Raw genomic sequence first — 20,568 nt, 5'->3', positions numbered from 1 at the left:
CCGTTTTTTTACGTCTACTTCAAGGACGGTCTGTGAATTACTTCGTCGCTTTGAGACCGACTGGTTTGCCGTCGAGCTGCCATTTGGGATCGACTTCGCCCAGCAGGTGCTGTAACGCAGTCGCGGTGACGTCCACCAGGTAGGCCTGCTGCGAGATTTTGCCGGGTGCTACGGAAGGGCCGTGGGCAATCAGAAAGACGCGACGGATTTCCGGTACATTCAGGCCATCGCTGTGACTGCGTTTCAAACCGCCATGATCGGTGCAGACGATTGTGAGCCAGTCCTCATGCTTGAAATTCGGTCGTGACTGAACAGCCTGCAACAGGGAGTTAACGCGACTGTCAATGTTCTCGATGGCGGTGATGTACTCGGGCACTTCAGGGCTGAAGCCGATCGCATGACCGGTGGCATCGGTCTGATGAAAGTAGACGAACATCGCGGTGGGATCTTCTTCACGGAGGATGCGGACGGCGGTCTCAGCGATGGTTTTATCCCGGATGCCTTCACGCTCCAGGGCATCGGTGTTGCGGGGATCGGGTGGTTGAACGTAAACGCGGACGCTGTTCTTTTCATGCAGTTCCAGATTGAGGGCGCCGGCTTTGCCGTTGTAATTACCGAAGAGAATATTGCGTCCTTTGTCGGTCGTGCGAAAGCGGGCTTCGATGGTGAAATCAGCATGGGTTAACTGTTTGAGGGATTCGGTTAACGGAATCTCTAGACCGTGGTCTTTCCCGCCATTATTGGGCAGATCGAGGACCTGTGAACTGGAGTCGGCAGCGTCTTCAAAGCGATATTCGGCAACCAGTCCCTGGCGATCGGGAGTCGCACCGCCGGCGGCCTGTGTAATCTGTTTGTCGGTTAACGACCGGTTCCAGAGTCGGATGTCGTCGAGTTGACCATGAAAGCAGGTCGGACCGGTGCGGGAATCCCGGCCGAGAAAATAGAAGTCGCCGCCGAGTGTAAAATCGAGGTCGACGCCTGAGAGCGAACCGATCTCTTTGCCGTCCAGATAGAGTTTCAGAGTGTCTTTCTGACGGGTAGCGAGCAGGTGATGCCATTTGCCGTCGCGGGTGTCGATGTTGAGTTTATCACCAGAGACGCGCAGGTCTGCGATCTGCTGTTTGCTGCGTGGAAGTGGGAAGACCTGAGCGACATCAGCCTCTGAGAGAATGTGTTCGTGAATGGGATCCCAGGAGACAAGCGAGACGGTCTTCGCATCGGGCCGCTGGCGTTTAAGGCGTTTGAAAAAGTGGGGGAAGAGTTCGTAGTTTTTGCCTTTGAAGCTGTTGTCGTGCACGCCGTGCTTGTCGGCCCAGACGCCGGTGAGGATGCTCGACCAGCCGGGACCGCTGATGGTATCGTTCTTCTGATAACGCGTGCCCAGAATATTGGCGTCGTCGGTGAAGGCACCTTCCTTGATCAGTCTGTCGAAGGTGGGGGTCTTCGCTTTCAGCAGGGCGTCGGGGCGGGTGCCGTCCATACCGATGATGAGGACATGCCTGTTGGATTGATCAGCGGGTTCTTTGGCCTGAACTGTCTGCAGGAACAGAGATGCCACCAGGCAGCAGAGCAGACCGGCGCAGAAATTTGAGCGGTTCATCACATTCACTTTCATCAGAAGACAGAGAAGGACTGACGGTCAGCGGACTGCTGTGTCGTCAGAGCATTCCTCAGTATAGAGAGAGTGCGCGACGGAATTCAATTAAGAGGAGATGAAGCTATGGTTAACCCGGCTCCTGAGAGAAAAGGGAAAGTCATCCTGCAAAGCAAAGTTTCTGACGTCACTACTTCGAGGGTTTGAGCGTGACGCCGGCTCCAATCACGGCGACCCAGGAATCGGCTTTGGTCGGTTCTGTCGCGATCACCCAGATTTGTGACTCTCCTTTTTTCAGAGCACAAGTAGTAAAGACCGGGGATTTCTTCGGCAGGGTGCCGCTCCAGCCGGCGGCCATCAGTGCATCGACTACGGCCTTGCCCACCGCGAATGCGGAACCCGATTTGACCTGCATCCGCAGAGCGTACGGTTTTTCCTGCTGCACTTTGAGACTGTCTTTCGTCAGAACAGCGACTTCCGGCTTATCACCTTTACGATATGTGCCTTTGCGTCCCTCTTCTTCGTAAGCGAGAAACTCTTCTTCCGCTACCTCAGCGGCGGTCTGATGTTTAATTCGCACGCGGGTACGGCCTTCAAAATCGTGAGTGGTGATCGTAATCATCTGCTGCCCCGGTTTGCGGAAGATGGTGAGCTTCTTCCACCTGATGGCAACCGGCTCGTCGGTTGTGGCCTTCCAGCCCTCGGTCGCCAGGGCCTTGCGGTAAAAATCGGTCACCGCCTGGAGAGTGGCATTTGTATCGAAGGACAACTCGGAGGTCATATCTGTGTAACGGAAATCGATGGCATCCGGAAAAGCCGGCAGAGCGAGTGAGAGCAGCGAACTGGTATAAGTAATTGCGGTTTTGCCTCCCTGGCCCGGTGCACTCATGACGTTAACCATCACCAGCACCGCGTTCTGACGATAGTAGGCCGTGGTACTGGCGCTGCCGTAGGGGGTCCAGCCCGCTTTCAGCATCAGATCGCGACACTGTTCTGCCGTCTCTTTCACGGGGGCTTCGGTTGTGTACATGATGGTTGCTGGAAACGCATAGACCTGCTTCGCTCCTTTGGGGACCGGCAGCGAATTCAGCGGAATATTGCCGTAACGTGAGAAGTTTACGTTCACAGGACTGGTGGGGGCAGGCTGCATGACCGAGAGGTTGAGGTGAAAATCACCGTGTGTGAACTCAGCGCCGGCGAAGGGGCCTTCGCGACGACTGCCTGCGACCTCTTTCCATCCCCGTCCGGTCAGTTCTTTGACATTAAAGTCGAAGATTTCTTTGAGCGGCTTTTGAACCGTGTAACTCAATGTTGCCATTCTGCGGGGGCCCTGCGTCGTGGCATCGGCGGGTAAAGGGAACGTGGCCAGGTCGAGAACGGCTTCTGCTTCAGCGGTTGTTGCCGCCTTGCCGGGGGTTTTCGCGGGCGCTGCTGTCAAGCAGCTGGCTCCAGCTATGAAGAGAGTTGAGAGCAAACCAGATACGACAACCAGAATGAGACGGGGGACGCGCATTTCACAGGTACTCCGATGGGTGATTCCTGACCTGAAATCCTTCGCGACTGCGTTTTCAGTTGCTGTCTCAGCGAGGCCGTTTCTGGAAAACGTTGGCGAGTATGCTTTCCATTTTACCTGTCGGCAGGAGAAAGCTGCCAGTCCGAATTTTTAGAAAAGTAGAGAGCAGGAACGCCTGAAGACTCGGTTTCAGGGGTTGCTGCCCCATCGAGTTATTCAAAGGTCAGCGTGACCTTATCAATCATCGGTTTTGACTTGTTGGCGGTCGTGTCTTTCAGTTTCAGCTCAAAGCCGAAGCCATAACCGGCGGGTAAACTGGTCAGGTCGAGTTGAGCCGGTATTTTTTTGACGTGTTTGGAGAGGCCGGGCGTGTAGTCGTAGGTCTCTTTGACTTCCTGCCAGTCGGTCCAGGTATCGAGTTTGCCGTCGTTGGTGGTGTCGACGCCGACACGGGCCTGGACCTGTTCTACCCAGGGACCGGGGCTGGTAAAATCGGTTTTCTGCTGGGTGAAGAGATAGAAGCGACCTTCGGCAAAGCCGATATCGGGGTCGGGGTGTCCTTCGCCGATCTTGTCGCACCAGGCGAAAGGTCCGTCGATACTGGGACTGGTGAACCAGGCGACGCTCATGTGTCCGCCGCCGGCGGGATCGTAGTCGCCGAAGAGGTAGTATTGTGAGCCGACGCAGATGGGTGCCCAGTCGCCGTAGGCTTCCTGCTCGGGCTCGTGAACGTGGTACTTGCCGATGTTTGTGTTCCAGTCGGGGTGCTGCAGCCAGTGCGGGTGTTTGTATTCGGCGATTTTGCCGGTGTCTTTTGTGCGGTTGTCGACGGGTGGGGCAAGGAACTTCCAGTTTGTGACGCCGTCCTCACTGACCGCGTGGGCAGCCAGCGGGGAGTCCCAGGAGCGTTTGCTGGCGTTGATGGGGCTCCAGTCTTCGAGGATCACGTGGAAGCGTCCCTGCTTATCGCGAATGAAGCCGGCGTCGGAACCGTGCGAAGGATCCTTGACGGCCAGGCCCATATCTTTGCCGGGTTTACCGTCGGTGAGATCTTCGTCGATGTAGACGTGCGGGTCCTGGTCGTTGGGGTAGTCGTAATAGATAAAGACTTTGCCGTCTTTGTACTCGGCGCTGGTCACCCAGCGGGAGAAGGCTTCGGTGACGGGTCCGTGGTGTACCCAGTTGACCATGTCGCGGCTCTGCCAGGCGTGGTAACCGCCGAGCCCTTTGCTGAGTCCCCCCGGTGCATCAAACTGATGTTTCCAGGGCGTGGTCTGCAGCTTGACGTCGAACCCGTCGAGTTGAGCGGACTTGGGTTGGAACCCCTGCTTTTTCTTCGCGCCGCCATAACGCCCGAAGACCCAGTAATTATCAGGACCGATGGGCAGAAAGACGGGGGCATCCTGCAGGTTGACCGGGCCGAGGTTCGCAACGGGTTCCCAGTTCTGCCAGAGGGGAGACTGCTGGACGACCAGCGATTTCGCTTTGTGTTTCTTTTTAAAGCGTTCGACTTCACTCACAAAGGTGGCTTTGCTGTCAGTGGGAATCGCAGTGCCGTCTTTGAATTCCAGGTGCGTCTGATAGTTGGCTGCATCGGTCCATTGCTGTTGTGTGTCGATCACCCAGTCTTCAGCGACGGCAATCGTCGTGAGTGAAAGGGAGAGCAGGGAACTGAGTATGAAACAGGTTGAATGCTGTGGCATGGTTCTGGTTTCCGATGAAGTTGCGCGAGGTTCAGAGGACTCCGGGAGTGAACGGAAGTGTGATTAGCACGCTCCGCCATCCCCTTCACAGTAGCCTGCGTGGTGAGAGATTGCAATGTGCGGTTCCAGGTGGTCTGTGCTTTGTTGTTGAGCTGGTGTCTGCGTAGAGTTAGAATCGAAGGTTGAGTGATCATTAATCAACTTTACCTTCTCGAGAGGTTTATCATGTATCGCAGCCTGCTGTGTCTGACCACGTTACTGTTACTGATTCAGCCCGCGATGGCGGAAGAGCGCCGTCAGCCGAACATCCTGTTTATCCTGGTGGATGACCTGGGCAAGGAGTGGATCAGCAGTTACGGGGGTGAGGGAGTCTGGACGCCGGCCATCGATCAGCTGGCGACGACCGGAATGAAGTTCAACAACGCGTGGTGTATGCCGCAGTGCACGCCGACGCGGGTGACGCTGCTGACGGGTCAGTATCCGTTTCGGCATGGCTGGACGAATCACTGGGATGTCCCCCGCTGGGGCGCGGGTGCGCATTTTGATCCGAGTTTGAATACGACATTCGCGAATGTACTCCGCGACGCCGGTTACAAAACGTGTGCCGTGGGGAAGTGGCAGATCGACGATTTTCGTGTCGAACCAGAGGCGATGGAAGAAGCGGGCTTTGATGACTGGTGCATGTGGACGGGGTATGAAACGGACAATGCACCGAGCGCGAACCGGTTCTGGGATCCGTATCTGAATATCAAGGGCAAAGGGAGCAAGACCTTTCAAGGTGAATTCGGCCCCGATATTTTCTGTAATTACCTCGCGGACTTCATTCAGAAACACAAAGATGAGCCGATGCTGCTCTATTATCCGATGGTGCTGACACACAGTCCGCTGACGACGACACCCGACAATAAACAGGACTTCGAAAACGACAACGACCTGGATCAAAGTGAGCGAAAACAACGGATGTTCGCCGGCATGGTGCGTTACACCAACAAGCTGGTCGGACGCTTGCTCATTGCCCTGGACGCTGCCGGGGTGCGTGAGAATACGATTATCGTCTTTACCACCGACAACGGTACCGGCGGCCAGAGCAACAAACGTAATGGTCGTATGGTGCGGGGTGGTAAGACGAAGATGACCGAACAGAACGGGACGGCGATGCCATTCATCGTCAACTGCCTGGGTACAGTACCCGCGGGTGTGGAGACGGACGCCCTGATCGACTTCACCGATATCCTGCCCACGTTTGCCGAACTGGCGGGAGCCAAACTGCCGGCGGATCGCGTGGTGGATGGGAAGTCGTTCGCACCGCTGATTCTGGGTAAGACGCAGACAGGGCCGCGGGAATGGATTCTCTCGATGGGAGGCGGGCCAGCCGCGCTGAGTGACGGACGCGTCCAGCCCGCACTGGATTATGACGACCGTGTGATTCGCGACAAAGACTACAAACTGTGGATCAATGCAAAAGGGAAACCGGTCAAACTGTATAAGATCAGCGGCGATGCGTGGGAAGAGAAGAACCTGATCGACTCTGATAATCCAGAAGACCAGGCTGCCCTGAAACGGCTGACGGCGATCGCAGACCAGTTCCCGGAAAAAGATGCTGCCCCGCGGTACGAAAAGAATCCGCCGCAACCGTGGGATCAGAAACCGGGCATTCCGGGTGGGGGTAAAAGGAAAGCGAAGCGGAAATAACGAGTCTTTTATGAACCACGAAAGGCACGAAATACACGAAAAGATTTGTGGTTATTCGATATCGTATCTCTATGAGCGGCAAGGATGAACATGGCAGTTTTGGATGACACGGAGGTCACGTTACTCAGGGAGGATCAGCTCAGCCTGGGAATTGTGCTGGTACAGCTCATGAAATCGATGGGTGTGTCGCTTTATCTCACCTGCTGGATGAGCCTGAGGCTGCTGGGTTCTTTCTTTGGACTGGTCGCGGTGGGCCTACTGATCACGGGGCTCGTCGCGGGTTTCATCCCGTTACCCGGCAATCTGGGAGAGGCCTGGAAGGTGCTGCGATTTGTGCTGTTTGTGATTGGTGGCAGTACGCTGCTGCTCTCGCTGTTCAGCCTGTTTGCGATTCTGGTTGTTCCGCCCGTGGCGTTTGAAAAGGAGCGGGTGCTCAACGGCAGTAGTTCGATTGATGTGAAACAGATCACCGGGCTGAAGATTTCTGAATCAGCGATGTCGCGAACTTTGACACTCTGTTATGAACAGGATGGTCACACCACGGAACTGCCGCTGCACCTTGTCCGTAATGCAGCGACACAACAGAAGCTGGACTCGATACAGGCCTGGTGTGCTGTACGTGAAATCGGTGTTGAGGTAGGGTAAGCAGGTGAATTGCAAATTGCGTTAATCATGTATGATTTGAATGAACCACGAAAGGCACAAAATACACGAAAGGTTTTTGTGTCGCGTCTGACATGATCAGTGAAAGATAACAACACATGAGCAGTACTGAATTCTGGTTAACGCCGCTGATCCTGTTGCCGGGGGTGGCGTTGCTGATTGGTTCGACTTCGGCCCGCTTTGGTCAGATTCATACCGAGTTTCACCATCTGCTGGATCACCCCGATGCGGGGGCGCAGATCCTGTCACGCAACCTGCAGCAGCGGGCGCGGCTGTTCCGCGATGCGCTGGCGAGCCTGTATGTCAGCGTGGGATTGTTTTCACTGGGGAGTCTGCTGGGAGGCGTCGTGAATCTCTGGCGGCCGCAATCGCTCTGGTTTGTGGGCGGGCTGATCATCGTCGGAATCGGCTGCGTGGTATTCGCCTCAGTACAGCTGGTGCGTGAATCGCTGTTGAGTCTAAATGTGATCGACGAACACTTTGAACGGATCGAGCGGGATTGTGAATCGTGAGTTGGTTTCTGAAGTGATTTACGGGGGATGTCCCACGATTGAATTAACTGTTATTTAAGAGAAATCCGATGTCAGAATCAGAAGTCGATCGACGTATAAAAGAAGCAAAAACGACAGGGGCCAGGTATCTCAGTCTATCTCTCCAAGATCTAACAGAGATCCCCCAGGCTGTCTCTGAATTAACGCATCTCAGTGAACTTTCTATTAGCTTCAATAAGATACGAGAAATTCCAGACTGGATCGGAAAATTAGATCAGTTACAAATTCTAGGGCTCCATAATAATAAAATAGAAGTAATCCCAGATTCGTTACATCGATTATCCAACCTTAAAGAGCTGAATCTAAATGGGAATCGAATCTCTTCCTTCCCCGACTGGTTCGCTGATTTTCCCAATTTAGAAGTTTTCTGTATTGCTGATAATAATCTGACTGAAGTTCCTGATAACGTCAGTCTGTTGACCAATCTACGTGCCCTGCCACTGGGCCGCAATCACCTGGAAGCATTACCAGAACATCTAATGGCATTGAGACACCTCGAGGATCTGTCCCTGTTCAGTAACAGACTGACAGAGATACCGGAATGGATTGGAGTATTTAGCCAGTTAGTAGATCTGGATGTGAGTTACAATCGATTAACTCAGCTTCCCGACTCGATAGGACAATTACGACAGCTCATCATTCTTGAAGCAAACGGTAATCAACTCATCAGATTACCAGAGACCATTGGAAATCTTGTCAATCTGAAAGAACTTGAATTACAGGATAACCAGATTCAATATTTACCCGATTCGATAGGAGATTTGAAATCGATAGATCAGATTCTCTTACGGAATAATCAGATATCAACATTACCAGATTCAATTATAAAGTTGAAAGATATCATGATGGATCTTCATGGCAATTGTATCGAAGAGCTTGCCCCGGAATTTTTGCTGGAGGATCGAGAGATCTACTATCATTAAGGAGCATTTTGGATAGAAACGGTGTCAGGAAGCGAAAACGGGGAGACCTGCCGTGTTTTGATTGAACCACGAAAGGCACGAAACGGTCAGCGACAGAAAGCGGACTTCAACGTCATCGCGTTACTTCTCCGCCGGAAACTGTTTCATCAATTCTGCGGCGGCTTTTTGTGTGGCTTTCCAGTCGCCGGTTTCCTGGGGGATGGCTTTGACGATGACGGTGAAGTCGAGCTTTTCTCCCTGTTTGAAGGCCTGGCCGTCGTTGTGGCGGAGGTAGTATTTGTGGTAGCGGTCGAGGTCCCAGATCATGCTGGCGCTTTTGTTGCCGGTGATGACACGGGGGGTGTAACAGAGCACGCTGAGCTGTTCGGCCGGATTGAACTGGGCGACCCAGGAAGTATCCTGGCTGACGGCCATTTTCTTCGAGTGCGAGAGCGGGCCGGTTTCGATGGTACCATCGGGGAGTCGGGCCATCCATTTCGTGGAAGTCGGCGGGAAGCAGTGCATGAAGTAATAGAGCAAATCGAGCTCGCAGTCTGCGAGGGCTTCCAGTTGTGTGCGTTCAAAGACTTCGGAATTGGTGATCGTGGTTTCGGCGCGGACTTTGAACTTCCAGATCGTGGAATGTTTGATGAACTCAATTCGCTGGCCTTTGACCGTCTCGCCGGTCTTCGTGATGGGGACTTCTTTGCCGTCGACGATCAGCTGTAATTTGTGAACGACCTCGCGGCCCCCTTCTTTGTGGCCGGTGCCCCACCACTGTTCGCCTTTGGGACGCAACACGGTTCCATAGTGACCGTTATTGAGGCTGAACTCGTACCCTTTATAAAACATCTTCTCGATGGTCCAGCCACTGGCGGCGTCCATGGGGATGGTGTAGTTGTCTGTCTCGAGAGTGAGGAAGCCGGTTTCGGGAACGCCGGGATCGTAGAGTCGTTCCGGGCTCTGATCGGCGGCCGGTAACGGGCTGACAGAGAGGAACAGAAGGGAGAGACAGCAGGCGAGCAACGGTCGGGCGAGGGTCATTTCAAACTCTTTTCAACAGGCGGTTGACAGGTGTTTCGCCCGTGAAGGTACCGGCGAAATTTCAGATTCATGCGTGATAACTTAACGTTGTTTATGATATATTGAAAGTGATTCATAAAGGAACGATTTTAATCCAGCGCTGCATTAATTTGAATGAAACGAGGTAGATATGTGGAATCCGACCCTCTCGCGACGTGGTTTTCTGTATGCAACAGGCGCGGCCTGCTGCAATGCGTTAATGCCTGTGAGTGAAGGAGCCGATCCGGCTCAACAGGCGAAGAAATATAAGAAGCTGGACTGCCACCTGCATATCAACCACAAGGGGCGCACGATTGAAGATACGATCAAGCATATGGATAACACCGGAACCGATAAGGCGTTCATCCTGCCTTTAGAGACGGGAGAAGGGGGCGTGACGCTGCGCACCGAAACCGTGCTGCATGCGTTTCACCAGTACCCGGAGCGTCTGATTCCATTCTGCCAGACCGACATTCGTCAGCCCGATGTAATCGAGCGAATTCGGGCTTACCACCTGCTGGGCTGCCGGGGGATCGGCGAACAGAAAGAGCATCTGCCTTTGAATGACAAACGCGTGGAAGCGGTCATCGCTGAGTGCGACGAACTCAACTGGCCGATCACAATTCATTTCCAGGATGACATAAAAGGATTCAACCAGGGGATCGAACAATACCTGGAACCGTATCTGAAGAAATACCAGCGGGTGCGGATCATCGGTCATGCCCAGTCCTTCTGGTCACATATCAGTGCCGATGTTCCGTCGCCGGATAAGACACTCTATCCGCGGGGACCGGTCAAGCCGGGTGGTCTGCTGGATCATCTGCTGAGCAATTATCCGAACCTGTATGCGGACATGTCCGCCGGCAGCGGGTTTAATGCGCTGTCGCGGGATGAAGAATTCACCGCCGGTTTCCTGGAACGGCATCCGAAACAGATGCTGTTCGGCAGCGACTGTCCCTGTAGCGACGGTCGCGGCGGCGAGTTCAATGGTGTCTGTTACAGCACGCGTCTGCAGGAGTTCCTCGTGCGGATGGTGAAAGATGAAGCCACGCTGCAGGACATCTTCTACAACAACGCCGAACGCGCTTTGAACGGGAAAGCGTGAGTGGGAAGGGAAAGCTGATGCGAAGTTTATGCCTGTCGTTGCTGACGGGAGCGATGCTGTTACAGACTGCGATGGCGGATGAGAAAGCGGCGGACGCACTCTCATCGTTTCAAGTGAAACCTGGTTTTCGTGTTGAGCTGGTGGCGGCGGAGCCCTTGCTGCGGGATCCGGTGGCGCTGGCTTTCGATGAAAACGGGCGGATGTTCGTGGTAGAGTATCCCGAATACAACCAGCAGTTCGCGAAAGACAAACAGCCGGTAACTGGCAGCGTGCGGATGCTGGAAGATACCGACGGAGACGGGCAGTATGACAAGAGCACGGTGTTTGTCTCGGACCTGGCAGCACCGTCTGCGGTCGCCTGTTACAACGGGGGACTGTTCGTGGCAGCCGCTCCCGATCTGCTGTTCTGCAAGGACACGGACGGGGATGGAACAGCCGATACGCGGGAGGTGGTCTTCACCGGTTTTCGTCGACTGGAGAACCGGACCGATCCCTCATTGAACACGTTGCTCTGGGGACTCGACAACCGGTTTCATGCCTGCACCAGTTATTCCGGATCGGAAGTTCGAGCGGTGAAACATCCAGGTGAGCCGGCCCGCTCGATCAGAAATCGCGGGTTTCTATTTGATCCGCGCACACAGCGGTTCGATCTCTCCAGCGGCGGCGGACAGCATGGTCTGGCGATCGATGACTGGGGACAGGAGTTTCTCTGCTCGAACAGTTCTCCGGTCAAGATGCTGATGTACGACGACCGCTACCTGGCGCGGAATCCCTATCTGAAGGCGCCGGCTCCCGCAGTGGAAATCACCGAAGGGGGGAAGCATACGCAGCTGTTTCGCATCAGCCCGGAGGAATACTGGCGGCAGGAGCGGACCCGCCTGCGAAACGAAGGCAAATTCCGGGGAAGCAATGAAGGGGGCAAATCGTCCGGCTTCTTTACCGCGGCGACCGGCGTGACGATTTACCGGGGCGATGCCTGGCCAGCCGAATATTGGGGAAGCGTGTTTGTGGGTGAGCCCGCGAATAACCTTGTGTTTCGGGGAAAACTGGAGCCGGACGGCGTGGGACTGGTAGCCCGACGGGCGGATGCAGGTCGCGAGTTTCTGGCTTCCACGGATACCCGGTTTCGTCCGGTGCAGTTCGCTAACGGGCCGGATGGTAATCTGTATGTGATCGACATGAACCGCGATTTGATAGAAGGGGCGATGTTCCTGCCGCCCGAGTTACTCAAAAAAGTGAATGTCAACGGCGGTGATCAGCGGGGACGGATCTATCGGATCGTGCGGGAAGACTTTGAACATTCGTCGTTACCTCAATTGGGTAAGGCGACGACGCCGGAACTGGTGCGACTGCTGGACCATCGGAACGGCTGGCACCGTGATACCGCCGCCCGACTGATCTACGAACGACAGGATCAGTCGGCGGTTCCCCTGTTGAAACAACTGGCTGCTGAGTCCGATTATCCATTGGCCCGGATGACGGCCCTGTATGCACTTGAAGGACTTGAGGTATTGGACGAAGCGAGTCTGCTGCGGGCCCTGAAAGATGATGTGCCTGAAGTGCGGGTGCATGCCCTCCGGCTGTCTGAGCAGCGGGTACAGGAATCAAAAGCCATCCGCGATCAACTGCTGGCGATGAGTGAAGATCCTGCACTCAAGGTTCGCTATCAGCTCGCGTTTTCGCTGGGAGAACTGAAATCGTCGACAGAGCGGAACGTGGTGTTAGCGTCTCTGGCGATGCGGGATGGTCAGGACCAGTGGATGGAGCTGGCCATCTTGAGCTCATTAGCTAAAGGGGCGGGGACCGTGTTTGAGCGTCTGGCCCGCGAGGACGCGTATCGTCGCTCTCAGACAGGCATTCGCTTTCTGACAGCCCTGGCGCGACAGACGGGGGCTGCCGGGCATCCGCAGGAAATGGAGGTCGTGCTCAACAGTCTGCTGAAGTGGAGCGCTGCACAAAAGCAACAGGCGGCGGTACTGCTGGCGTTACTGGCGGCACAGCCAGAGAAGACGCGTCGCGCGTTTCTGAATCGTCACCAGGCATCACTGAAGCCGATTATGGGACGAGTGCTGGAGGAAGCCCGGGAAGTGGCACTCGACACGCGGCTGCCAGTTAAAGAGCGGCTGACGGCCATCGAGCGGCTGGGTTTCGCTCCCTACGCGGAAGTGCGGGACGTGTTCAGCGAGTTGCTCGAACCTCAGCAGGTGAATCCGGTGCAGGTAGCTGCGATTGTTCAACTGGGACAGTTTCCGGATCAGGAGATCGCTGCGTTGCTCATCAGTGGCTGGCCGAAGATGACACCCGATCTGAGAACCAAAGCCGCTGAGACGCTGCTGTCGCGTGCTGCCTGGAGCGGGGCTCTGATCGATGCGATCGAAGCCGGAAGCATTGGTCGTGGTGACCTGAGCCCGGCACGGGTAGATCTGTTGAAACAGCATCCGGACAAACGGCTGGCCGATCGGGTCAAGCAACTGTATGCAGATCGTTCGCTGGCAGGACGGGACGATGTGGTTCAACAATACCAGTCCGCGTTGAAAGGGGACGGTGATGTCGTCTCGGGTAAGGCGGTGTTTAAAAAGGTCTGTTCGGCCTGCCATCGTCTGGAAGGTGTGGGGACTGCGGTGGGCGCGGATCTGAAGGCGATCCGCGATCGTGGGAAGGCGGGAGTGCTGCTGCATATCCTGGATCCGAACCGCGAAGTGAAGCCGCAATACATGAGCTACACGCTGGTGCTGGAGAGTGGTCAGGTGTTGTCGGGAATGATTGCCGACGAAAGTGTGAACAGCATCACGGTCCGCAAACCGGACGGTACGAGTACGACGGTATTGCGGATCAATATCGAAGAGATCCGCAGTTCGGGACTCTCCTTCATGCCCGAAGGTCTGGAGAAACAGATCGACCAGCGTGCGATGGCTGACCTGCTGGCGTACCTGATGAGTCTGCAGGCCGATGCTGCGAATGCGGGGAATTAAATTCGCACGGCTGCCGTTCCCTCACCAGCAATTCGCCTATTTCGGCAAGGTGGAAGGGAGCTGTGCGGGGGGGGTGGCGATCAGGTCATCCAATGCGGGGATTTTCTGTGCAGCCCAGCTTTCTTTGCCAAGCTGCATCACGGCTTGCACCTGTTCTGCGGGAATCCGCGTCTGATCGCCGACTTCCAGCGGGTCATAATGAAACAGGTAGAGCCGCGATGCGAATTCTGCGATCGGCAATGAAGATTCGCCGTAGACTTCGCCGGCTCCATTGGTCGAGACGACGACACCGTTCCCCAGATCCTGACCGCTGTCGTTGTTGGGATTGAAAAAATAGACACGGGTGACGCCGGTCTGATCAATGGCGACCCGTAAGAGCGTAATCGCATGCCAGCCGACAAAGCGTGCCAGTGAATCGGTCACCGCCAGCCCGACGGGTTGCGGATGAATGACCGGATTGCCGCCATTGTAGACGGGGTGATAACAGGCGTAGAACAGGCGAATAAAGGTTTCGTACTCGTGCAGTTTTCCGTGCGCGACATCGACTGCGATGGCAAACCCGCCACCCACCTGCCAGCCATGAAACTCCGGATTGACGTGCAGATGCGGATCCTCGCCCGCTTTATGTGCCAGTCGACACATTTCTGCATAGACGCGATCGAGGTGGGGCACCAGGACCATTGATACCGGATCGAGATCGCTACCGACGACGCCAGCGCCGCCAGCGGGGAGAAATGCGGATGAGATGCGTTGCCCGCGAAAGGTCATGAGCACGCCATCATCGCGTCCGGCCCAGGCGAGGAGTTGCAGCAGGTAGTCCGGATCGGAATAGGCCCACCAGGAGAGGGCACGCGCTGATTGACAGGTCGGGTTGTCTCCCTGACCTACCCCCAGCGGTTGTCCGAGTATGCTCAGCAGTCCTGCGAGCAGATAGACGTCCGGCGGTTGTTCGCTGCCACAGGAGGCGATCAGGCGATTCTGCGTCTCGAGCGTCAGTGGTAGAGTGAGTTGTCGCCAGAGGGACGAAGCGACCCCGGGGAAATGCAGGACCGCACGTTCGAGCATACCCGAGAGACCGAGTATCGATTGACTGGTTTCCGGATGAACGGCTTTATCGATGATGGCGTGAACCAGTTCGCGGTAGGTCAACAGGCCATCGACGCCGGTACTGCTCAGCCCGAGGGCCGTCACCAGCAGTTCGGGATTTTCTTTGACCAGATAGCGAACCAGAACCGCGTGATAGGGGGATACGAGCCCGGTGTCGTACATGGAGCGGGCACAGGCGCCGGCTTCTTCTCCCAGGGCCTGACTGTCGAGCGTAGTGAGCCGTTCGGCATAGACCGCCGTTCCCGGATCTCCCAGCGAGTTGGGACTGGGACTGAACAGGGAGCTGATGAGTCGCTCAGCCCCTGCCGGAATCATGATGTTTTCGTGTTGCGGGTCGTAACAGTAGACGGCCAGCTTCGTGATCATCAGTTTGACCGGTTCGATACGAATCGGGCGCTGCCGCAATAATCGCCAGATTTCTTCGACGAGCTGTTCCAGCAGATTATCGTAACCGATGTTCTCGGCCACGAACCGTAGAACGTTGCGCGGCAGTTGAAAGGCAGCCGCGTTGACGCGAGCCGCTTCGGTCTGATGATGGTCGAAGACATACTCCAGAGTCAGTGCGAGCAGTTCCTTGAGAAAGTGACTGGCCTGCTCAGAGGAGAACCCGGGGCGAGAGACCTTTCGTTCGGAGATCGCCAGAATCCGCAACTGGCTGAGACACTCGAGGGTGACTGTCCAGCGGTCTGCTTCAGCCAGCGTGCGCGGTACGAGGCCCGGTTGCAGGCGCGAGGGAAATGCCCAGTCGCTCCCCTCAAACAGACCGGCGGCATCGAAACGCTCCGCTGACTGATAGACCGCTTCGACGCCTCCTGGTTTGCGCAGGAGGCGCTCTGCCGTATCCAGCAGTCTGCTGCGATGATTCTTTTTGGCAAACAGCGGTGCCTGTTCGAGTCGCTCCAGGGCGGCTGAAAACCGCTCCAGAGCCGGCGTCAGTTCGTTCGTATTGATATTCGTCATAAGTCAGTTTTCGCCAGGGTATGGTTTCCGCATCGTGAAAATACCTGGTCAGCGGCGAAGTTATACGTAAAAGTCCAGCTCTTCCTGATGTTCCAGAAGCTCCTTCAATTGAACAGGATCTTCTCCGAAAAAGAATAAGAGCCCCCAGTGCGTGCCGAATGCAGATCGTTTGGAGACCTTGGATTCAAGCGGCTCGGGGAGTTCATGAAATTCAAAATAGTCGTGATCCAGAATTTCGTCCGGAATTTCCAGCCGATTGACGACCCAGCGTCGCGGATAGACGGCGAAACAGCCGGCGTGCCCTTTGGCTTTCTTTACGTCCTCGGAAAAGAATTCTTCGATTTCCTCTTCCGTGGTTTTGGGATCGAAGACGAGCATCGAGGCCTGATAGGGATTAAAACCGTAAGCCCGTTCGATGAGTTCAAAGGCTTTGAACCCCGGCGGACGATAGGCGACTTCGCCGAAATACATGGTCCCGTCGCTGGTGAGGAAGTATTCCGGGTGAATCTGGCCGAACTGGATATCGAATGTATGAATCAGCTTTTCGACTTCTTCGATGATGCGGGGGCGCCATTTTTCCAGTTCGGGAGACGGAGGCACGAAGACGGAGTAGCCCAGGCGGACATATTCCGAGATGTTGAGAAAGCGGATTTTCCCATCATGGATCCAGGCTTCGACGGCAAACTCATGCCCGTCGAGATGGCTTTCCATGAGCAGGGGAAATTCCTCGTCGGGAATCCGATAGACTTCCTCCGGCGTGCTGATCATACGATGGCCCAGGCAGCCTGCTTTATCGAAGGCTTTCACGTGAATCGGGTCATCGGGATCGCCGTCGAGTTTGAGCAGGGTCTGGTTGACCCGGCGGATGAAGCGAATCACGTCGTCGCGATCGTGGGCTTCTTCAAAGATCCCGACGCGAATCCCGCCGAGCTGGGCCCGGCGTTTCATGAGTGCTTTATCGCGAAACAAAACCGCCTGGCCGTGGAGGCGTGGGTTCTGACGCAGTACGGAGTTAATGGCGCCTGCCCACTCTACGGTCTCTTCGAACAGGGGTATTGCGATGTCGACCCCTTTCTCCTGCAACTGTTCAGCGATTTCCAGAGAACGTTCATTGAGACGTTCAAAGTTCCAGGGAAGATAGGGGATGCCGTGCTCGCGGGCGTAGTCTTCGGCCCACTCGGGGGCAATCACGATGTAACGCCGGTCAAAATTCTCTGCGGCTTCAATAGCGCCTAAAGACCAGCCCAGTAATGCGATGTATCCTTTATCAGGATTTTTTTTAGCCATAATAAACTTTCGTTGAGGTTCTCATTGTAAGTTTATTGCCGGCCACGTTGCATGATGACAACGAATGATACGATCAGAATGGTATTGGATTGCTGAAAGGGACCGACTCACATATTTCTTCTTCTTTTTATTCTTACTTTTCACCTTAACGGCTGGAGGCTTTAATTCCAAGGGCACTCTTTCGTGCCCTGAATATCGATTCCAGACCGACAGGATTATGGTTCGTTACCAAAGCACTCATTTCTCCGGCTAATGAGAACTCCGTAAGTTCACTAGACGCTTAGAGAAAGGGAGTGCTATAATCCCGCCCCACAGGGCCAGGAGCACTTTTATTTCGTTCCGAACAACACGCCGATCACTCTTCTCGGAATTGAGTGATCTACTACTGCGATCATCTATACTACTTCGACAATGCGCCCAACTTCTAATACTCCCACTACCGCTCTGATTCTGAGCCATCCCGGCCATGAACTGCGCGTACTCGGCTGGCTGAAAACAGCGCGACCGCTCGTATTGATTCTGACTGATGGTTCCGGTCATACCACTCAGCCTCGGATCGAACTTTCCTGTCAATTGATCGAAGGGGCCGGCGGCCACCTGGGATCGTTGTGCGGCAACTTTACCGACCAACAGTTTTACCAGGCGATACTCGATCAGGATCTGGATTTCTTTGCGCAACTGCGAACTCAGATCTGCGAGACACTCCGGGAACAGCAGATCGATCTGGTGGTGGGCGACTCGATCGAGGGTTATAACCCTTCACACGATCTGTGTCGCAGCCTGATTGACAGTGCCGTGCGTGATCTGCAGCAGACATCCGGTCGAACAGTGCAGAACTATGAATTCCCGCTCGTGGATTCTCCCAGTGCCTGGTCGGATCGGGAGGGAGCGTGGTGCCATGCACTCAGTCAGACCGAACAGGCATGGAAGCTAACCCAGATTCGAGATTACGCCCAGAAAGTGGGAGGTACCCTGCTGGAAGAGGTCGAAGAGATGCTCGCGCAATTTGGGGACGGGATCCTGGGGGAGGAATGGTTTTCGCCATCCATCTCGGGTCATGAACTGAATCATTTCGAGGAGACACCTCCGTTCTATGAGCGGCACGGGGCCCGCCAGGTTTCAGCGGGCTACTATGATCGCGCGATCGAGTTTCGTCAGCATATGCTTCCCCTGATTTCTGCCCTCGGGAGGGACGACCGCGCATGACGTCGCCTCTGCGGATCCTGTTGACGAATAATACGCTCGCGTTGCGAGCCGGTTCGGAACTGTTCCTGTCCGACGTGGCGCAGGGACTGTTGCGTCGCGGGCATTTGCCGGTGGCGTATTCCACGACATTGGGAGACCTTGGAGAGGAACTGCAGCAGAAGACGATCCCCGTGATCGATGATCTGAACGCACTGCAGGAGCCGCCCGATGTGATTCACGCGCAGCATCATCTGGAAGCGATGTCGGCAATGCTGCATTTTCCTGAGACGCCTGTCGTGTATTACTGTCATGGCTGGCTTCCCTGGCAGGAACGTCCGGTCGTATTTCCGAATATTTTCACATATGTCGCCGTCGATGATTTGTGTCGCGAGCGGCTGTTGACGACGCCGGGCATTGCGTCTGAGCAGGTCAGAACTTTGTATAATTTCGTCGACCTGAAACGTTATCAGCCGCGAGCGCCACTGCCGGAACAACCGCAGTCTGCGCTCATCTTCAGCAACCAGGCTTCGGATCATAACTATGCAGGGCTGATTCGTGCGGCCTGTCGTGCGAGGGGCATCGAACGGGTGGATCTCATCGGACAGAGCTCGGGGAATGTGCAGTCCCGACCCGAAGAGTTGCTGCCTCAATACGACGTCGTGTTTGCGAAAGCCCGTTGTGCGCTGGAGGCGATGGCCGTGGGTTGTGCTGTGGTCGTCACCGAACGGTACGGAGTGGGAGGGCTGGTGACCTCACAAAACATGCAGCAGCTCCGCCGGTTGAATTTTGGCGTGCGGACGATGCAGGCGGCTCCCTTAACAGAAGCCAGTCTTGTGGATGCCCTTTCCGGATATAACGCGGCGGATGCGGCAGCAGTCTCAGAGTGGATTCGCCAGGAGGCTGACCTGGAGCAGTACCTGGATCAGTTGGAGTTGCTTTATCAAGGGGCAGTGCAACAGAGTCAGGATGAGTCTGTTTCTCCTGACAGCAAATTCAGAGCAGCAGCGAATTACCTTCAGGAACTGGCTCCGCTGGTGAAACGACAGGCAGCAGTCGAACAGCGGGCCGCCGGGTTCGAGCAACGCGCTCAACTGCTGGAACAACAGCTGCAGCAGTTGCAGACCCGGTTGCAGGAACGGCAGACAGAACATGAACAGACCGCACACGAATACGCGGAATTTCGCGGCTCGATTGCCGGTCGGCTGGCGTTGAAACTGCAGCGGATGAGACTCTGGCTGACCGGACCTCGCTGAAGCGGCATCTGGTGAGAAACAGATCTAGGCTTGAATGCCCAGTTTCTTCAGACAGACGACCATCGCCAGGTAGAAGCCGATCATCACGACCGTTGAGATTCCGAAGCTGGCACCAAAGCCCATTCCTTTTTTCAAGAGCCAGGGCAAAAGCAGGAAGAAGGAGAGCGAAGGCAGGACCAGCCAGAAGATACTGCGTGACAGTTCCGATACTTTGGTGGTGCTTCCCGTATCAATATAGAGCCAGATCAAGCCGAGGTAAGACACCAGAGGTAACGAAGCCAGCATACCACCTAAGAGTGAGCTGCGTTTGGATATTTCTGAAACGGCAACCACCAGAACTGCCGACAGTACCACTTTCAGGAGATAATACCACATGTGTCTGTGTCCTCGCTGACGTTGAAGCGTCCCCGTGCATACGTAACAGTGCCCCGGCCGGGCACCACCTGATTCCTCATTCAGGCGATGACCAGCTGAGACCGATAATTCAGGCGGTTCAATTATTCTTCGAATTCACCCTGGGATGGTTTACCGTCGATTTCACCCAGTACCGTTCCGGAGAAGTCGGCGACGTTTCCGATTCCGGGATCAGTGCCGACGAATTTGGCAGCTTTCCCATCCGCGGCATCCTGTGGAAGCAGCTTGACTGTCATGGGTGGGACCACCTTACCCTCTGCCGTTTTCGTTTCTTTGGTTGTGAGCGTCAGCTCTGTGGCTGCAACCTGAGCAGGTGATTTTTCATCGGCACCCAGGAAGAGAATCGTGCATTCATGACTGGGATGATCGACGGTGAATTCCGCATGGTACTTACCCAGATCAAAAACGACCCCGCCGTTGGGACCGGTTCCGTGAGAATGTGCTTCCGCATGATTTTCTTCTGAATGTGTTGCGGGCTCAGCGGCCGCTTCGGGAGGTGCCGATTCAGGAGTGCCTTTATCCGCACAACCTGTTACGAGCAGAGCAGCGAAGAGTAAGCCGGAGAGGTTCAGATTTTTCATTTCGTTTTCCTTTGCTTGAGAGAA

16 protein-coding genes are annotated in these 20,568 nt (G+C 55.2%); 8 read left to right on the top strand and 8 right to left on the bottom strand.

Annotated features, from left to right (window positions below):
- Positions 1-37: 37 nt before the first annotated feature.
- The 3 genes from FYZ48_RS02600 to FYZ48_RS02590 all read right to left on the bottom strand — a co-directional run bounded on the left by FYZ48_RS02600 (position 38) and on the right by FYZ48_RS02590 (position 4,810).
- Complete coding sequence (locus tag FYZ48_RS02600; RefSeq protein WP_187781843.1) at positions 38-1,600, bottom strand: LamG-like jellyroll fold domain-containing protein; 1,563 nt, start codon at positions 1,598-1,600, stop codon at positions 38-40.
- A 184-nt stretch (positions 1,601-1,784) separates the two neighbouring features.
- Positions 1,785-3,032 carry a hypothetical protein gene (locus FYZ48_RS02595; protein WP_149337240.1) on the bottom strand — a complete coding sequence of 416 codons (1,248 nt, stop codon included), beginning with the start codon at positions 3,030-3,032 and terminating at the stop codon, positions 1,785-1,787.
- Positions 3,033-3,319: 287 nt separating this feature from the next.
- A complete protein-coding gene (locus tag FYZ48_RS02590; RefSeq protein WP_149337238.1) occupies positions 3,320-4,810 on the bottom strand; it encodes a hypothetical protein in 1,491 nt (496 codons plus the stop codon).
- A gap of 225 nt (positions 4,811-5,035) precedes the next feature.
- Here FYZ48_RS02590 and FYZ48_RS02585 point away from each other — a divergent pair, with 225 nt between their 5' ends.
- From FYZ48_RS02585 to FYZ48_RS02570, 4 genes are all read left to right on the top strand, one after another.
- Positions 5,036-6,502 carry a sulfatase-like hydrolase/transferase gene (locus tag FYZ48_RS02585; protein ID WP_149337236.1) on the top strand — a complete coding sequence of 489 codons (1,467 nt, stop codon included), beginning with the start codon at positions 5,036-5,038 and terminating at the stop codon, positions 6,500-6,502.
- Between the two features lie 90 nt (positions 6,503-6,592).
- Complete coding sequence (locus FYZ48_RS02580; RefSeq protein ID WP_149337234.1) at positions 6,593-7,147, top strand: hypothetical protein; 555 nt, start codon at positions 6,593-6,595, stop codon at positions 7,145-7,147.
- 116 nt (positions 7,148-7,263) lie between these two features.
- A complete protein-coding gene (locus FYZ48_RS02575; protein WP_149337232.1) occupies positions 7,264-7,677 on the top strand; it encodes a DUF2721 domain-containing protein in 414 nt (137 codons plus the stop codon).
- A gap of 68 nt (positions 7,678-7,745) precedes the next feature.
- Entirely contained in the window at positions 7,746-8,639 is an 894-nt protein-coding gene (locus FYZ48_RS02570; protein WP_149337230.1) for a leucine-rich repeat domain-containing protein, read from the top strand.
- Positions 8,640-8,759: 120 nt separating this feature from the next.
- Here FYZ48_RS02570 and FYZ48_RS02565 read toward each other — a convergent pair whose 3' ends face one another.
- On the bottom strand, positions 8,760-9,662 hold the full coding sequence (locus tag FYZ48_RS02565; protein ID WP_149337228.1) for a hypothetical protein: 903 nt from the start codon (positions 9,660-9,662) through the stop codon (positions 8,760-8,762).
- Between the two features lie 169 nt (positions 9,663-9,831).
- Between FYZ48_RS02565 and FYZ48_RS02560 the strand changes: the two genes are divergently transcribed.
- On the top strand, positions 9,832-10,785 hold the full coding sequence (locus FYZ48_RS02560) for an amidohydrolase family protein (protein WP_149337226.1): 954 nt from the start codon (positions 9,832-9,834) through the stop codon (positions 10,783-10,785).
- Between the two features lie 17 nt (positions 10,786-10,802).
- Positions 10,803-13,757 (top strand): PVC-type heme-binding CxxCH protein, encoded by a 2,955-nt coding sequence (locus tag FYZ48_RS02555; RefSeq protein WP_149337224.1) that lies wholly within the window; start codon positions 10,803-10,805, stop codon positions 13,755-13,757.
- A 36-nt stretch (positions 13,758-13,793) separates the two neighbouring features.
- On the opposite strand, the gene FYZ48_RS02550 is transcribed toward FYZ48_RS02555, so the two are convergent.
- Complete coding sequence (locus tag FYZ48_RS02550; RefSeq protein WP_149337222.1) at positions 13,794-15,824, bottom strand: hypothetical protein; 2,031 nt, start codon at positions 15,822-15,824, stop codon at positions 13,794-13,796.
- Positions 15,825-15,884: 60 nt separating this feature from the next.
- On the bottom strand, positions 15,885-17,111 hold the full coding sequence (locus FYZ48_RS02545) for an ATP-grasp domain-containing protein (protein WP_149337219.1): 1,227 nt from the start codon (positions 17,109-17,111) through the stop codon (positions 15,885-15,887).
- 411 nt (positions 17,112-17,522) lie between these two features.
- On the opposite strand from FYZ48_RS02545, the gene FYZ48_RS02540 reads away from it, so the two are divergent.
- Both FYZ48_RS02540 and FYZ48_RS02535 read left to right on the top strand, forming a co-directional pair.
- The gene (locus tag FYZ48_RS02540) at positions 17,523-18,317 is read left to right on the top strand and encodes a hypothetical protein (RefSeq protein WP_149337217.1); all 795 of its coding nucleotides are present in this window, start codon (positions 17,523-17,525) and stop codon (positions 18,315-18,317) included.
- Positions 18,314-19,549 carry a glycosyltransferase gene (locus FYZ48_RS02535; RefSeq protein WP_149337215.1) on the top strand — a complete coding sequence of 412 codons (1,236 nt, stop codon included), beginning with the start codon at positions 18,314-18,316 and terminating at the stop codon, positions 19,547-19,549. The genes FYZ48_RS02540 and FYZ48_RS02535 overlap by 4 nt, the downstream gene beginning before the upstream one ends.
- A 24-nt stretch (positions 19,550-19,573) precedes the next feature.
- On the opposite strand, the gene FYZ48_RS02530 is transcribed toward FYZ48_RS02535, so the two are convergent.
- Positions 19,574-19,924, bottom strand: a complete 351-nt coding sequence (locus FYZ48_RS02530; RefSeq protein ID WP_149337213.1) for a DUF3147 family protein — start codon at positions 19,922-19,924, stop codon at positions 19,574-19,576.
- Positions 19,925-20,046: 122 nt separating this feature from the next.
- Positions 20,047-20,544 (bottom strand): hypothetical protein, encoded by a 498-nt coding sequence (locus FYZ48_RS02525; RefSeq protein ID WP_149337211.1) that lies wholly within the window; start codon positions 20,542-20,544, stop codon positions 20,047-20,049.
- Positions 20,545-20,568 lie beyond the last annotated feature (24 nt).

The sequence above is a fragment of the Gimesia chilikensis genome (assembly GCF_008329715.1).
GTDB classification, from domain to species: domain Bacteria; phylum Planctomycetota; class Planctomycetia; order Planctomycetales; family Planctomycetaceae; genus Gimesia; species Gimesia chilikensis.
The sequence above is the reverse complement of the archived record's forward strand: the minus strand, read 5'-3'. Positions and strand labels throughout refer to the sequence as shown.